We start from the raw sequence: 14,789 nt of genomic DNA on the forward strand, positions 1-14,789 counted from the left end.
AAAAAGGCCATTCGATTGAATGGCCTTTTTTATTGCATTGATTTTGCTCACTTACTCAGATAGAAACTCTGTAATTGGAGGCAAGCCATAATCGTTCTCCCCCTTATCGCCTTGGGTGAATAGGCGGACGGACACCATTATAAAACCAACGACCGGTATCAAAAACCAAAGTGCATACGCCCCCGTAATGTTCACATCATGAAGCCTGCGGAATGTCACTGAAACCGCAGGGGGGATCATGAACAAGACGTAAAACCCAAATGGAACGATAAACCACGGACTCGAGAGAACCTCCGCTAAGTACGCTATCAATATAGAGCCCCAAATCAGCATGATGTCCATCACTACAAACGCCCAATATTCCCTTCTGCAGGCTCGCCCACTGAACTTGGCATAGTTTTTTATTGCTTGAAAACACCAGTTCATCCTTAACCCCTTATCGATCCATTTTTCGCGCCACTTCACATGAAGAAGCGCGACGCATCCTATAAATGCATGGAAAATCGGGCTGTAGGATTAAACTTAAACAGTGTTTCAACCTGCAATCAATGCGAACTCATCAGCGCCTAGCTGTTCGCCATACCTTGCCGACTGCTTGGACAACGATCAGCACCAAAGCCCCTGCAACAATCCCCGCCAGCGCATTGACCACCGTCGGCATCAACCATGCCAGAGCCCCCATGCTTTGGCTTACCGTTTCGATCCAGTGATGCACCACGGGCACGCCATGGGTGAGAATGCCACCACCGACCATAAACATCGCCGCCGTGCCGATCACTGACAGGCTCTTCATCATGTAGGGGGCCGCACTCAGAATCGCGCCACCAATGCTGCGCGCCACCTGGCCCGGCTTCTGCGTCAGCCACAGCCCCAGGTCGTCGAGCTTGACGATACCGGCCACCAATCCATATACGCCGATGGTCATGACAATGGCGATACCCGACAGCACGATCACCTGCTGCGTGAGCTGCGCGTCGGCGACGATGCCGAGGGTGATGGCAATGATTTCGGCGGAAAGAATAAAGTCGGTACGGATCGCGCCCTTGATCTTGTCTTTCTCGAATGCCACCAGATCGGTTGCCGGGTCGGCCATCGCTTCAGCCAACTGTGCGTGTTCGGCTTGATCTTCAGCCTTGCTGTGCAGGAATTTGTGCGCGAGTTTTTCGAAGCCCTCGAAACACAGGTAGGCGCCGCCGAGCATCAACAGCGGTATTACCGCCCAGGGTGCAAAGGCGCTGATCAACAGGGCCGTCGGCACCAGGATCAGCTTGTTGATAAACGAGCCCTTGGCCACCGCCCACACCACCGGGATTTCTCGCTCGGCGCGCACGCCGGAGACCTGCTGGGCGTTCAGTGCAAGGTCATCGCCCAGCACGCCCGATGTCTTCTTGGCGGCCATTTTGGTCATCAGCGCGACGTCATCGAGTACCGCCGCGATATCGTCGATCAACACCAACAAGCTGCTTCCTGCCATGAACCGGACTTCCGTTAGAGAGAGATGGCGCGAGCATAGCGCGGCGCAAGGCCTTGCGGGCAGATTGTTGAGGCTTGCGGATGGCCGGTGCTACCATGCGCAACCGCCTGTCATGGCAAGGAAACGTCTGGTTTATGAGCAGCATTCGCGAGCGCAACAAAGAAAAAATCCTGCGGGCGGCGAGCGAGGAGTTTGCCGACAAAGGCTTCGCCGCGACCAAAACCAGCGACATCGCCGCCAAGGCCGGGCTGCCCAAGCCCAACGTCTATTACTACTTCAAATCCAAGGACAACCTTTACCGCGAGGTGCTCGAAAGCATTATCGAGCCGATCCTGGCCGCCTCCACGCCGTTCAACCCCGAAGGCGAGCCCAAGGAAGTGTTGAGCAACTATATCCGCTCCAAAATCCGCATCTCCCGCGACCTGCCGTTTGCCTCCAAGGTGTTCGCCAGCGAAATCATGCACGGCGCCCCACACCTGAGCACCGACCAGGTTGAACAGCTCAATGCCCAGGCCAAGCACAATATCGACTGCATCCAGAGCTGGGTTGACCGTGGCCTGATCGCAGCAATTGACCCCAACCACCTGATGTTCAGCATCTGGGCAGCCACCCAGACCTATGCCGATTTCGACTGGCAGATCTCGGCGGTAACCGGCAAGGCCAAGCTGGATGAGGCCGATTATGAGGCGGCGGCGCAGACGATTATTCGGTTGGTGCTCAAGGGGTGTGAGCCGGATTGATACACCGCGGCGCCTGTACCATTCGCGAGCAAGCCCGCTCCCACAGGTAGGCGCAGCGCCAGAAACACATTGTATATACCGCACACCCCCCCTGTGGGAGCGGGCTTGCTCGCGAAAGCGCCCTCCCAGACACATCCTGCCAAAAGTCTATAGATCAGTCTCAGCCACCGAGATCTAGCCTCTCAGAACCCCATCTGAAGAGAGGCCAAGGAATGCCTGATCGAGCTACATCACACCGCCTGCGTATCGGCAGATTCAGCGAGTCCAACCGCATCTATCTGATCACCACCAACACCCATGAACGTGTGCCGATGTTCAATGACTTTCATCTGGGTCGCTTGGTCGTCTGGCAATTCAGACTCGCCCAATACCAAAGGTTGGCACACTCTCTGGCTTGGGTGGTGATGCCCGACCACTTCCACTGGCTGATCGAACTGCAACAAGGCTCGCTGGGAGATCTGATGTGTCAGGTGAAATCCAAAAGTACCCGTAGCGTAAACGGCGCTACTGGCCGCAAGGGCCGACTGTGGCAAACCAGCTTTCATGACCGGGCCCTGCGCAAAGAAGATGACTTGGTAAAAATGGCCAGGTATGTGGTTGCCAATCCCCTGAGAGCTGGGCTGGTAAAGCGGATTGGCGACTATCCGCTGTGGGATGCAGTTTGGGTATAGCGCCAAGACCGAGGCGCCGCTTTCGCGAGCAAGCCCGCTCCCACATTTGGAACGCATTCCCCTGTGGGAGCGGGCTAGCTCGCGAAGAGGCCCGATCCATCAGCCTCGAATCAAGCCGACACCCCCGCATCCGCCATCAACCCCACTCCCTCTATCGCCGTGATCGCACACTGCTCGTCAATATCGGACGTGTCCCCGCTGATCCCGATCGCACCCAGCACCATGCCGCTCTGATCCCGAATCAACACCCCACCCGGCGCCGGCACGACGCTGCCCTGCCCCAGGCTGTTCAACGCCGCGATAAACGCCGGGCGCTGTTGGGCGTCCAGCGCCAGCAAACGTGAACCCTTGCCCAGGGCAATGGCGCCCCAGGCTTTGCCGATGGCGATTTGCGGGCGTAGCAGGCTGGCGCCGTCTTCGCGTTGCAGGGTGACCAGGTGGCCGCCGCTGTCGAGCACGGCGATGGTCAGTGGCGCAGCCGAAATGGTGCGGCCTGCAGTAAGGGCCTGGGTGGCCAGTTGGGTGGCGAGTTTCAAGGTTAAAGCGCTCATAGGTGCCGTCCTTATCTTGTTATGGGTAACGCGGTGAGGTCTGTTTGATCAGATGCTCGATCACACAAATAGAACACAATGATATTTGTTTTTGTATACAATATTTTCCAACAAAGGCTCCATACGTCGAAAAAAGCGCTTCCGACGAACGCAAAGGTCAGTTTACGAAAGGCATTGACCAACGCCGCTCGCCGTGAATACACTTTGGACAGACACCACTTGTATACAATTACAAAACGCAAGAGGCACCAAAACCATGAGCAAAATGAGAGCAATCGAAGCCGCCGTCCTGGTGATGCGCCGTGAAGGTGTGGATACCGCCTTCGGTATCCCAGGCGCCGCGATCAACCCGCTGTATTCGGCCTTGCAGAAGGTGGGTGGCATCGATCACGTCCTTGCTCGCCACGTTGAAGGCGCCTCGCACATGGCCGAGGGCTACACCCGCACCAAGGCCGGCAATATCGGCGTGTGCATCGGCACATCGGGCCCGGCGGGTACCGACATGGTCACCGGCCTGTATAGCGCCTCGGCCGACTCGATCCCGATCCTGTGCATTACCGGCCAAGCCCCTCGCGCCCGGATGCACAAGGAAGACTTCCAGGCCGTGGACATCACCAGCATCGTCAAGCCGGTGACCAAGTGGGCAACCACGGTGCTGGAACCCGGCCAAGTGCCTTACGCGTTCCAGAAGGCCTTCTATGAAATGCGCTCCGGCCGCCCCGGCCCGGTGTTGATCGACCTGCCGTTCGACGTACAGATGGCCGAGATCGAATTCGACATCGACGCCTACCAGCCGCTGCCTCTGGCCAAGCCGCTGGCGACCCGTGTGCAAGTGGAAAAAGCCCTGGCTCTGCTCGACGCAGCCGAACGCCCATTGCTGGTGAGCGGTGGCGGCGTGATCAACGCCGACGCCAGCGAGTTGCTGGTGGAGTTCGCTGAGCTGACCGGCATCCCGGTGATCCCGACCCTGATGGGCTGGGGCACTATCCCGGACGACCATCCGCTGATGGTGGGCATGGTCGGCCTGCAAACCTCGCACCGCTACGGCAACGCGACGATGCTCAAGTCGGACGTGGTGCTGGGCATCGGCAACCGCTGGGCCAACCGTCACACCGGGTCGGTCGAGGTGTACACCGAGGGCCGTAAATTCATTCACGTCGACATCGAACCGACCCAGATTGGCCGCGTGTTCACGCCGGACCTGGGCATCGTTTCTGACGCCGGCTCCGCGCTGACGATGTTCATTGAAGTGGCCCGCGAGTGGAAAGCCGCCGGCAAGCTCAAGGACCGCAGTGCCTGGTTGCATGACTGCCAACAGCGCAAGGCCACCCTGCACCGCAAGACTCACTTCGACAACGTGCCGGTCAAGCCGCAACGCGTGTACGAAGAGATGAACCAGGTGTTCGGAAAAGACACCTGCTACGTCAGCACCATCGGCCTGTCGCAGATTGCCGGCGCGCAATTCTTGCATGTGTACAAGCCACGCCACTGGATCAACTGCGGCCAGGCTGGCCCACTGGGCTGGACCATTCCCGCGGCGCTGGGCGTGGTCAAGGCCGACCCGAGCCGCAAAGTGGTGGCCTTGTCGGGCGACTATGACTTCCAGTTCATGATCGAAGAACTGGCGGTGGGCGCACAGTTCAAGCTGCCGTACATCCATGTGGTAGTGAACAACTCATACCTGGGCCTGATCCGCCAGGCCCAGCGTGGGTTCGAGATGGACTACTGCGTGCAGCTGTCCTTCGACAACCTCAACGCCCCCGAACTCAACGGCTATGGCGTCGACCATGTGGCGGTTGCCGAGGGCTTGGGCTGCAAGGCCCTGCGTGTGTTCGAGCCAGGCCAGATCCAACCAGCCTTGCGCCGCGCCCAAGAGATGATCGAAGAATTCAAGGTGCCGGTGATCGTTGAGATTATTCTGGAGCGGGTGACCAATATTTCCATGGGCACCGAGATCAACGCCGTCAATGAATTCGAAGACCTGGCCCTGGTCGGCAACGACGCGCCGACTGCCATTTCCCTGCTCGATTAAGGAGAACCCTATGCCGCGCTTTGCTGCCAACCTGTCCATGCTGTTTACCGAACAGGATTTCCTTGCCCGCTTCAAAGCGGCTGCCGATGCCGGCTTCCAGGGCGTGGAGTACCTCTTCCCGTATGAGTTCAGCTCTGCCGACATCAAGGCGCAGTTGGACGCCAACGGCCTGACCCAGGTGTTGTTCAACCTGCCTGCCGGTGACTGGGCCAAGGGCGAGCGCGGCCTGGCTTGCCACCCGGACCGGGTCGAGGAGTTCCGTGCCGGGGTCAAACTGGCAATCGCCTATGCCCAGGTCTTGGGCAACACCCAGGTCAACTGCCTGGCGGGTATCCGGCCCCAGGGCGTTGATGACGAGACCGTGGAAAAGACCTTTGTCGCCAACCTCAAGTACGCCGCAGAGAAGCTGCAGGCGGCGGGTATCAAGCTGGTGATGGAGATGATCAACACCCGCGACATTCCCGGCTTCTACCTCAACAACACGGCGCAGGCCCTGTCGATTCGCGAGCAAGTGGGCAGCGCCAATCTGTTCCTGCAATACGACATCTACCACATGCAAATCATGGAAGGCGACCTGGCGCGGACCATGGCGGCGCACCTGGGCGAGATCAACCACATTCAACTGGCGGACAACCCAGGGCGCAACGAGCCAGGTACCGGTGAGATCAACTACCGCTTCCTGTTCGAGCATCTGGACCGCATTGGTTACGCGGGTTGGGTCGGCTGTGAGTACAAGCCGTTGACCACTACCGAGGCGGGTTTGGGCTGGCTCAAAACCCATAACGCCATCTGACAACTGACACAACACAAAACAATGTGGGAGCTGGCTTGCCAGCGATGCGGACACCTCGCTGTATCAGGCATACCCAGGTAATGCCATCGCAGGCAAGCCAGCTCCCACATTAAACGAGGATTTTGATCATGGCTAAAATCGGATTCATCGGCACCGGCATCATGGGCCAACCCATGGCCGCCAACCTGCAGAAAGCAGGCCATCAACTGTTTCTCTCCGAACATCACGGCAAGGCTCCGGCTGAACTGATCAGCGCCGGCGCCGTGGCGCTGGCCAACCCGCAACAAGTGGCCCAGGAAGCCGAGTTCATCATCGTCATGGTGCCCGACACCCCTCAAGTCGATGACGTGCTGTTTCGCGCCGACGGCGTGGCTGCGGGCCTGTCACCGAACAAGGTGGTGATCGACATGAGCTCGATCTCCCCTACTGCGACCAAAGCATTCGCCGCCAAGGTCAACCAGGCCGGCGCGCAGTACCTGGACGCACCGGTGTCCGGTGGTGAAGTCGGTGCCAAGGCCGGCACCTTGAGCATCATGGTCGGCGGCGAACCGCAGACGTTCGAACGCGCGTTGCCGCTGTTCCAGAGCATGGGCAAAAACATCACCCTGGTAGGCGGCAATGGCGATGGCCAGACCGCCAAGGTGGCCAACCAGATCATCGTCGCGCTGAACATCCAGGCGGTGGCCGAAGCGTTGCTGTTCGCCTCCAAAAACGGCGCCGACCCGGCCAAAGTGCGTGAAGCGCTGATGGGTGGCTTTGCATCGTCCAAGATCCTGGAAGTGCACGGCGAGCGCATGATCAAGGGCACCTTCGATCCGGGTTTCCGCATCAACCTGCACCAGAAGGACCTGAACCTGGCGCTGGCCGGTGCCAAGGAACTGGGGATCAACCTGCCGAACACCGCCGGCACCCAGCAAGTGTTCAGCACCTGCACGGCAATTGGCGGCGGCAACTGGGACCACTCGGCGCTGATCAAGGGCCTGGAGCATATGGCGAATTTCTCGATTCGCGATAAATAACCCACACCGCTGATCGTTCCCACGCTCCGCGTGGGAATGCCTCTTGTGACGCTCCGCGTCACGCTTTGGGCGCAGAGCGTCCCGGACTGCATTCCCACGCAGAGCGTGGGAACGATCGCTGCACCTCTAATAACAAGAATCCCCCGGGAGCCCGCTTATGTCGGTCGATCCGCAACACCTGCTTCGCGAGCTGTTTGCCACAGCCATCGACGCCGCCCACCCCCGGCAAGTCCTTGAACCCTACCTGCCTGCCGACCGCAGTGGCCGTGTGATCGTGATCGGCGCCGGCAAAGCCGCGGCCGCCATGGCACTGGTCGTCGAAGACTGTTGGCAGGGCGAGGTCTCGGGCCTGGTGGTCACCCGCTACGGCCATGGCGCGCCATGCAAAAAAATCGAAGTGGTCGAAGCCGCCCATCCGGTGCCGGATGCGGCCGGCCTGGCCGTGGCCCAGCGCGTGCTGGAACTGATCAGCCATCTGGGTGAAGACGACCGCGTGATCTTCCTGCTCTCCGGCGGTGGCTCGGCACTACTCGCCCTGCCCGCCGAGGGCATCACCCTGGCGGACAAGCAAGCCATCAACAAAGCCCTGCTTAAATCCGGCGCCACCATTGGCGAGATGAATTGCGTGCGCAAGCACCTCTCGGCGATCAAGGGCGGTCGGTTGGCCAAGGCTGCGTGGCCGGCCACGGTGTACACCTACGCGATCTCCGATGTACCGGGCGACCAGGCCACGGTGATTGCCTCGGGCCCGACCGTCGGTGACCCGAGCACCTCACAACAGGCCCTGGCGATCCTCAAGCGTTACCACATCGACGCCCCCGCTTCGGTGCGCAGTTGGTTGAAGAACCCGGCCTCGGAAACCGTCAAGCCCGGCGACCCGGTGCTTGCCCGCAGCCACTTCCAATTGATCGCCCGCCCGCAGCAATCCCTGGAAGCGGTAGCAGTAAAAGTGCGCCAGGCCGGTTTCAGCCCGCTGATCCTCGGTGATCTGGAAGGCGAAGCCCGCGATGTGGCCAAGGTACACGCCGGCATCGCCCGCCAGATCGTGCAGCACGGCCAGCCACTGGCGGCGCCGTGCGTGATCCTTTCGGGAGGCGAAACCACCGTCACCGTACGCGGCGACGGCCGTGGCGGACGCAACGCGGAATTCCTCTTGAGCCTCACCGACAGCCTCAAGGGCCTGCCCGGCGTGTACGCCCTGGCCGGCGATACCGATGGCATCGACGGTTCAGAAGACAACGCCGGCGCGATCATGACCCCCTGCAGCTACCGCCGTGCCGAAGCCCTGGGCCTGTCGGCCAGTGATGAGCTGGACAACAACAACGGCTACGGCTATTTCGCCGCCCTGGGCGACTTGATCGTCACCGAGCCGACGCGCACCAACGTCAACGACTTCCGCGCCATCCTGATCCTTGAGACTGCCAACCATGACGCCTGACAAGAAGGTCAAAATCCTCGCCACCCTGGGCCCGGCCACCGACGGTATCGACGACATCCGCGAGCTGGTGGAGGCCGGGGTAAATATCTTCCGTCTCAACTTCAGCCACGGCGACCACGCCGACCATGCCCAGCGCTACCAGTGGATTCGCCAGGTCGAGCGCCAGCTCAACTACCCGCTCGGTATCCTCATGGACCTGCAAGGGCCGAAGCTGCGGGTGGGACGCTTTGCCGAAGGCAAGGTGCAGCTCGTACGCGGCCAGGCCCTGCGCCTGGACCTGGATGAAACTTTGGGGGACCAACGCCGGGTCAACCTGCCCCACCCGGAAATCATCGCGGCCCTGGAGCCGGGCATGGACCTGCTGCTCGACGACGGCAAGCTGCGCCTGCGCGTGATCACCAAGCATGCCGACGCCATCGACACCACCGTGCTCAATGGCGGCGAACTGTCTGACCGTAAAGGTGTGAACGTCCCACAAGCGCTGTTGGAACTGAGCCCACTCACCGCCAAGGACCGCCGCGACCTGAGCTTCGGCCTGGAGCTGGGTGTGGACTGGGTGGCGCTGTCGTTTGTGCAGCGCCCGGAAGACATCCGCGAAGCCCGCGAGCTGATTGGTGATAAGGCGTTTTTGATGGCCAAGATCGAAAAGCCGTCAGCGGTGCAACGGCTGCGCGAAATCGCCGAACTGAGCGACGCGATCATGGTGGCCCGGGGTGATTTGGGCGTGGAAGTGCCGGCCGAGAGCGTGCCGCAGATCCAGAAAGACATCATCAGCACCTGCCGTCAACTGGGTAAGCCGGTGGTGGTGGCCACGCAGATGCTCGAATCCATGCGCTTCTCGCCAGCACCCACCCGCGCCGAAGTCACCGATGTCGCCAATGCGGTGGCTGAAGGTGCGGACGCGGTGATGCTGTCGGCCGAAACCGCCTCGGGCGAGTACCCGCTGGAAGCGGTGCAGATGATGAGCAAGATCATCCGCCAGGTGGAAAACGGCCCAGACTACCAGGCACAGTTGGATGTCAGCCGGCCCAAGGCAGATGCCACGGTGTCGGACGCCATCAGCTGCGCGATCCGCCGCATCAGCAGCATCCTGCCGGTGGCGGTGCTGGTGAACTACAGCGAGTCCGGCAGTTCCAGCTTGCGCGCGGCACGGGAGCGGCCCGTGGCGCCGATCCTCAACCTCACGCCCAACCTATCCACGGCGCGGCGCCTGAGCGTGGCGTGGGGCGTGCACTCGGTGGTCAATGATCGGCTGCGCCAGGTGGATGAGGTGTGTTCCACCGCGCTGGAAATTGCCCAGGCCCAGGGCATGGCGCAGCGTGGCGATACCTTGGTGATTACCGCAGGGGTGCCGTTCGGGCAGCCGGGGTCCACCAATTCGCTGCGTATAGAGACGCTGATTTAGCGCCTGTCAGGGCCTCATCGCGGGCAAGTCCGGCTCCCACATTTGATCGAGTTTGCATGTCGAACATCAATCAAATGTGGGAGCTGGCTTGCCTGCGAGGAGGGCAACTCGGTCTTATTGACTCAACCCAAATGCACAACCCAACCTGCCCCGACTGGGCCGAAGCCCTGCTCAACGGCTTCAGCCAAATCTTCCTGCAGCGCCACCCGCTGTGCGGCCTGCTGTGCCTGCTGGCGATCCTGATCGGCGCCCCGGCGTTGCTCGGCGGTGCCTTGCTGGGAGGTGTCGCAGGGTTGCTCACGGCCCAGCGCCGGGGGTATCCCAAGGCCGAGCGCCAGGCCGGGCTGTATAGCTACAACGGCGTATTGCTGGGCCTGTTGATCAGCCAGCACTTTGCCTGGTCGGCGCTGGTGCCGCCGCTGATCCTGGCGTGCGGCGGCTTGAGTGCCATCCTCACCCGGCACTGGTTGAAACACGCGACCCAACCCCTGGATTTGCCAGCGTACACCGCGCCCTTTGTTGGGCTGGGCTGGTTGCTGCTCGGCCAGGTCCCGCAGAACACTCTTGCGCTGAGCGAGCCCGACACTGTCGCTATACTGGCCGCGCCCTTCACCGGCCTTGGGCAAATCATGCTGCTGGACCAGCCCCTGGCGGGTGTGCTGATCGCCTTGGGCTTGCTGCTGGCCGACCGTCGCGCCGTCGCGTGGGCCTTGGGCGGCGCCACTCTCGGCATGCTGGCCGGCCTGTGGTTGAACGACGCCACTGGCGCTCTGCTAGGCCTGCACAGCTATAACCCCGCGCTGGCCGCCGTGGCCCTGTGCTCGTCGCGTCGCCAGCCTTGGTTGCCACTGCTGGGTATCGGCCTGGCCATCCTGCTCACCCCAGGCTTCGCCGCCCTGCACCTGCCCGCGCTGACCGCGCCGTTTATCCTGGCGTGCTGGCTGGTGCGCGCCGGTCAGCGAATGCTGCACAAGCCTCACATGGACAGCCCGTTCGAATCGCCCTAGGCTTGCTCGATATTCGTTTCAGGCAGGGTTTATGGACAGCAACAACGACTGGCGCCAGCGCCTCTACATCATGGTGTTCCAAAGCGACACCGTCGCCGGGCGGCGCTTTGACGGCATCCTGCTGCTGATCATCCTCGCCAGCCTGGTGATCGTGATGCTCGACAGCATCGACACAATCCATCAGAACTACGCCGACCTGCTGGCCTATATCGAGTGGGGCTTCACGCTGATCTTCGCTATCGAGTACGGCCTGCGCCTGTATTGCTCGCCCAAGCCGCTGCGCTATGCCTTCAGCTTTTATGGCTTGGTGGACCTGCTCGCCATCGTCCCCGGCATCCTCGCGCTGTACTACAGCGACGCCCAGTATCTGCTGATCATCCGCATCATCCGCATGCTGCGCATCTTCCGCGTGCTCAAGCTCAGCCCGTATCTCAAGCAGGCCAACTACCTGATGGCGGCGCTGCGCGGCAGCAAGCAGAAGATCGTGGTGTTCCTGGTCAGCGTGTGCACCCTGGTGACGGTGTTCGGCACGTTGATGTACGTGATCGAAGGCCCGGAACATGGCTTTACCAGTATCCCCAAGGGCATCTACTGGGCGATCGTCACCCTGACCACCGTGGGCTTCGGCGATATCGTGCCCAAGACGCCCCTGGGCCAGGTTATTTCATCGCTGGTGATGATCACCGGTTACTCGATCATCGCCGTGCCGACGGGTATTTTTACCGCTGAACTGGCCAGTGCCATGCGCGGCGAACAGCTGCATACCGATTGCCCAGTGTGCAAGAAGGACAGCCATGAACCCAACGCCGCGTTTTGTGCGCGCTGTGGCAGCAATCTGTTTCGCAAACTGGAATAAGCAAAGTTCTTTTTAATCTTTAAAGCTCTATGAAGGCCCGGCTATAGTCGCTGGCAAATTGCCTCCCTCTTCTCGAACAACAAGGAATGAGCAGTGAAAAAAATCCTCAGCGCCTCCCTACTGGCCGCCGGCCTGGCCTTGGCGGGCTCCGCCCAGGCAGCGACCACCCTGCTCAACGTCTCCTACGACGTGATGCGCGATTTCTACAAGGACTACAACGCCGCCTTCCAGAAGCATTGGGCAGCCGAGCACCCGGACGACAAGCTGACGTTGCAGATGTCCTTCGGCGGCTCCAGCAAACAGGCACGCTCGGTGATCGACGGCCTGCCCGCCGACGTGATCACCATGAACATGGCCACCGACATCAATGCCCTGGTCGACAACGGCAAGCTGGTGCCGGACAACTGGGTGACACGCCTGCCGAATAACAGTGCGCCATTCACCTCAGCCACAGTCTTTATCGTGCGCAAAGGCAACCCCAAGGCGTTGAAAGACTGGCCCGACCTGCTCAAGGATGGCGTGCAAGTGATCGTGCCCAACCCGAAGACCTCGGGCAACGGCCGCTACACCTACCTGTCGGCCTGGGGCTACGTGTTGAAGAACGGCGGCGATGAAGACAAGGCCAAGACCTTCGTTGGAAAGTTGTTCAAGCAAGCGCCCGTGCTGGACACCGGTGGCCGCGCCGCCACCACCACCTTCATGACCAACCAGATTGGCGACGTGCTGGTGACCTTTGAAAACGAAGCGGAAATGATCGCCCGTGAGTTTGGCCGTGATCAGTTCGAAGTGGTCTACCCAAGCGTCTCCGCCGAAGCCGAGCCGCCGGTGTCGGTGGTGGATAAAGTGGTCGAGAAAAAAGGCACCCGTGCGGTGGCTGAGGACTACCTCAAGTATCTGTGGTCGCCCGAAGGCCAGGAAATTGCGGCCAACAACTACCTGCGCCCACGGGACCCGAAGGTGCTGTCCAAGTACACCGACCGGTTCCCCAAGGTGGACTTCCTGTCGGTGGAGAAGACCTTCGGCGACTGGCGCACAGTGCAAAAGACCCATTTCAATGATGGCGGGGTGTTTGACCAGATCTACTCTGGCCAATAATCCATCTGACTGAATCAACTCGGTCAAACCTGTGGGAGCTGGCTTGCCTGCGAAAGCGATCTATCAGTCATATTTCTGGTGACTGGTGCACCGCCATCGCAGACAAGCCAGCTCCCACTTTTATGCGTAAGGCAGATGTGTCTGAATGTATCATCACTCGGCATAAGTGATATCACCACAAGCAGTCTACTCACTTGCGAGCCTTGTCTTTACTCTCTCACGCCATCGTCCTTCGCCTTTATGAGCACACCATGAACGCAACCTCTCACGCTGCAGGCACCATGACCCGGGGCATGGTCATGCTGTTCGCGTTTTGCTGCGGCGCCATTGTCGCCAACATCTACTACGCGCAACCGATCATCGAGCTGATTGCCCCGGACATTGGCCTGACGCCGGCAATGGCCAGCCTGATCGTGTCCCTCACGCAAATCGGCTATGCCCTGGGCCTGTTTTTCCTGGTGCCTCTGGGCGACCTGCTGGAAAACCGCAAGCTGATGATCGCCACCACCGTCGTGGCGATCGCCAGCCTGCTGGGTGCGGCGTTTATCGAACAGCCAAACCTGTTCCTGCTGGTGTCGCTGCTGATCGGCTTCAGTTCCGTCTCGGTGCAGATCCTGATTCCGCTGGCCGCACACCTGGCGCCGGCCGAATCCCGGGGCCGGGTGGTCGGCAGCATCATGGGCGGCCTGCTGCTGGGCATCCTGCTGGCACGGCCGGTGTCGAGCGTGGTGGCCGACCACTTCGGCTGGCGTGCGATGTTCATGGCGGCCGCCGCACTGATGGCGTTCATCAGCGTGGTGCTGATGCTGACAATCCCCAAGCGCCAGCCCGATCACAGTGCCAGCTACGGCCAGTTGCTGCGCTCCCTGGGCACCCTGTTGCGTGAACAACCGCTGTTGCGCCAGCGGGCGTTCTACCAGGGTTGCATGTTCGCCGCCTTCAGCCTGTTCTGGACTGCCGTACCACTGGAACTGGCGCGTAACCACGGCCTGAGCCAAAGCGAGATCGCACTGTTTGCCCTGGTCGGTGCACTTGGCGCCATCGCCGCGCCCATGGCCGGTCGCCTGGCCGACGCCGGCCATACCCACCGCGCCTCGTTGCTGGCGATGCTGTTTGGCGCGCTGAGTTTCCTGCCGGCGTTGGTACACCCGCTTTACAGCGTGATCGGCCTGGCAGTCACCGGTGTGGTTCTGGACTTCTGCGTGCAGATGAATATGGTCCTCGGCCAGCGCGCCATCTACGCCCTCGATGCCAACAGCCGCAGCCGCCTGAACGCGCTGTACATGACCAGCATTTTTATCGGCGGTGCGTTCGGTTCGGCGATTGCCAGCAGCGTGTATGAACATGGCTGCTGGTTGGCCGTCATGCTGGTGGGCAGCGCATTTGCGCTGTTGGCCTTGTTGCGCTTCCTGAGTGCGTCACGTAAAGCCGCGTTGGCCACTGCCCAAGCGTCCTGACGGGGCCTTCGGCTCATAAAAACGTTTCACAACGCACAAAGGGGCGGGACTTAATCAACCATTGAGTAAGTCCCGCCCCGCATTGCGTCAAACAATCGCGCCCCCTGCCGCCCCTGTATAGTGCTCAACGAAGTTCATCGCTACCTTGCCGTCGCGTGCCATTTGCGACAGGTCGATCTTGTCTTCTCCGTATTGAGAAATATGAGCTCCGTCTCCGGGTTTTATCTGAGCGCTGGCATTACCCATGCACT

General features: G+C 60.7%; 14 protein-coding genes. 11 read left to right on the plus strand and 3 right to left on the minus strand.

The window, feature by feature from the left end; translation table 11 throughout:
• Window positions 1-51: 51 nt before the first annotated feature.
• Together AC07S6_RS23345 and AC07S6_RS23350 are read right to left on the minus strand one after the other, a co-directional pair.
• Window positions 52-426: a DUF805 domain-containing protein gene (locus tag AC07S6_RS23345; protein ID WP_161906352.1), complete on the minus strand. Its 375-nt coding sequence runs from the start codon at window positions 424-426 to the stop codon at window positions 52-54.
• Between the two features lie 133 nt (window positions 427-559).
• Window positions 560-1,474 carry a DUF808 domain-containing protein gene (locus AC07S6_RS23350; protein ID WP_495113155.1) on the minus strand — a complete coding sequence of 305 codons (915 nt, stop codon included), beginning with the start codon at window positions 1,472-1,474 and terminating at the stop codon, window positions 560-562.
• 134 nt (window positions 1,475-1,608) lie between these two features.
• On the opposite strand from AC07S6_RS23350, the gene AC07S6_RS23355 reads away from it, so the two are divergent.
• The gene (locus tag AC07S6_RS23355) at window positions 1,609-2,214 is read left to right on the plus strand and encodes a TetR/AcrR family transcriptional regulator (protein WP_014717721.1); all 606 of its coding nucleotides are present in this window, start codon (window positions 1,609-1,611) and stop codon (window positions 2,212-2,214) included.
• Window positions 2,215-2,426: 212 nt separating this feature from the next.
• A complete protein-coding gene (locus AC07S6_RS23360; protein WP_078467014.1) occupies window positions 2,427-2,885 on the plus strand; it encodes an REP-associated tyrosine transposase in 459 nt (152 codons plus the stop codon).
• A 110-nt stretch (window positions 2,886-2,995) separates the two neighbouring features.
• Here the strand turns inward: AC07S6_RS23360 and AC07S6_RS23365 are convergent, their stop codons facing one another.
• On the minus strand, window positions 2,996-3,436 hold the full coding sequence (locus tag AC07S6_RS23365) for a GlcG/HbpS family heme-binding protein (RefSeq protein ID WP_020302584.1): 441 nt from the start codon (window positions 3,434-3,436) through the stop codon (window positions 2,996-2,998).
• A gap of 256 nt (window positions 3,437-3,692) precedes the next feature.
• On the opposite strand from AC07S6_RS23365, the gene gcl reads away from it, so the two are divergent.
• From gcl to AC07S6_RS23410, 9 genes are all read left to right on the plus strand, one after another.
• Window positions 3,693-5,468, plus strand: coding sequence for a glyoxylate carboligase (gene gcl / locus AC07S6_RS23370; RefSeq protein WP_003189987.1), 1,776 nt, complete (start codon window positions 3,693-3,695; stop codon window positions 5,466-5,468).
• Window positions 5,469-5,478: 10 nt separating this feature from the next.
• Entirely contained in the window at window positions 5,479-6,261 is a 783-nt protein-coding gene (gene hyi, locus AC07S6_RS23375) for a hydroxypyruvate isomerase (protein WP_014717718.1), read from the plus strand.
• A gap of 128 nt (window positions 6,262-6,389) precedes the next feature.
• The gene (locus AC07S6_RS23380; protein WP_034135176.1) at window positions 6,390-7,280 is read left to right on the plus strand and encodes a 2-hydroxy-3-oxopropionate reductase; all 891 of its coding nucleotides are present in this window, start codon (window positions 6,390-6,392) and stop codon (window positions 7,278-7,280) included.
• A 157-nt stretch (window positions 7,281-7,437) separates the two neighbouring features.
• A complete protein-coding gene (locus AC07S6_RS23385) occupies window positions 7,438-8,718 on the plus strand; it encodes a glycerate kinase type-2 family protein (protein WP_259038217.1) in 1,281 nt (426 codons plus the stop codon).
• On the plus strand, window positions 8,708-10,123 hold the full coding sequence (gene pyk / locus AC07S6_RS23390; RefSeq protein ID WP_014717715.1) for a pyruvate kinase: 1,416 nt from the start codon (window positions 8,708-8,710) through the stop codon (window positions 10,121-10,123). Before AC07S6_RS23385 ends, pyk begins: the two co-directional genes overlap by 11 nt.
• 131 nt (window positions 10,124-10,254) lie before the next feature.
• The gene (locus AC07S6_RS23395; protein WP_197883864.1) at window positions 10,255-11,130 is read left to right on the plus strand and encodes an urea transporter; all 876 of its coding nucleotides are present in this window, start codon (window positions 10,255-10,257) and stop codon (window positions 11,128-11,130) included.
• 31 nt (window positions 11,131-11,161) lie between these two features.
• Window positions 11,162-11,986, plus strand: coding sequence for an ion transporter (locus tag AC07S6_RS23400; RefSeq protein WP_019820385.1), 825 nt, complete (start codon window positions 11,162-11,164; stop codon window positions 11,984-11,986).
• 93 nt (window positions 11,987-12,079) lie between these two features.
• The gene (locus AC07S6_RS23405) at window positions 12,080-13,081 is read left to right on the plus strand and encodes a sulfate ABC transporter substrate-binding protein (protein WP_197883866.1); all 1,002 of its coding nucleotides are present in this window, start codon (window positions 12,080-12,082) and stop codon (window positions 13,079-13,081) included.
• Window positions 13,082-13,332: 251 nt separating this feature from the next.
• Window positions 13,333-14,538 carry an MFS transporter gene (locus AC07S6_RS23410; protein WP_495113156.1) on the plus strand — a complete coding sequence of 402 codons (1,206 nt, stop codon included), beginning with the start codon at window positions 13,333-13,335 and terminating at the stop codon, window positions 14,536-14,538.
• Window positions 14,539-14,789: the final 251 nt, after the last annotated feature.

The organism is Pseudomonas sp. GW821-FHT07B01, assembly GCF_059419065.1.

What these genes read in the sequence shown, in the direction of transcription:
- AC07S6_RS23345 (WP_161906352.1), bottom strand. Translation starts at nt 426, where the DNA reads ATGAACTGGTGTTTTCAAGCAATAAAAAACTATGCCAAGTTCAGTGGG.
- AC07S6_RS23350 (WP_495113155.1), bottom strand. Translation starts at nt 1,474, where the DNA reads ATGGCAGGAAGCAGCTTGTTGGTGTTGATCGACGATATCGCGGCGGTA.
- AC07S6_RS23355 (WP_014717721.1), top strand. Translation starts at nt 1,609, where the DNA reads ATGAGCAGCATTCGCGAGCGCAACAAAGAAAAAATCCTGCGGGCGGCG.
- AC07S6_RS23360 (WP_078467014.1), top strand. Translation starts at nt 2,427, where the DNA reads ATGCCTGATCGAGCTACATCACACCGCCTGCGTATCGGCAGATTCAGC.
- AC07S6_RS23365 (WP_020302584.1), bottom strand. Translation starts at nt 3,436, where the DNA reads ATGAGCGCTTTAACCTTGAAACTCGCCACCCAACTGGCCACCCAGGCC.
- gcl (WP_003189987.1), top strand. Translation starts at nt 3,693, where the DNA reads ATGAGCAAAATGAGAGCAATCGAAGCCGCCGTCCTGGTGATGCGCCGT.
- hyi (WP_014717718.1), top strand. Translation starts at nt 5,479, where the DNA reads ATGCCGCGCTTTGCTGCCAACCTGTCCATGCTGTTTACCGAACAGGAT.
- AC07S6_RS23380 (WP_034135176.1), top strand. Translation starts at nt 6,390, where the DNA reads ATGGCTAAAATCGGATTCATCGGCACCGGCATCATGGGCCAACCCATG.
- AC07S6_RS23385 (WP_259038217.1), top strand. Translation starts at nt 7,438, where the DNA reads ATGTCGGTCGATCCGCAACACCTGCTTCGCGAGCTGTTTGCCACAGCC.
- pyk (WP_014717715.1), top strand. Translation starts at nt 8,708, where the DNA reads ATGACGCCTGACAAGAAGGTCAAAATCCTCGCCACCCTGGGCCCGGCC.
- AC07S6_RS23395 (WP_197883864.1), top strand. Translation starts at nt 10,255, where the DNA reads ATGCACAACCCAACCTGCCCCGACTGGGCCGAAGCCCTGCTCAACGGC.
- AC07S6_RS23400 (WP_019820385.1), top strand. Translation starts at nt 11,162, where the DNA reads ATGGACAGCAACAACGACTGGCGCCAGCGCCTCTACATCATGGTGTTC.
- AC07S6_RS23410 (WP_495113156.1), top strand. Translation starts at nt 13,333, where the DNA reads ATGAACGCAACCTCTCACGCTGCAGGCACCATGACCCGGGGCATGGTC.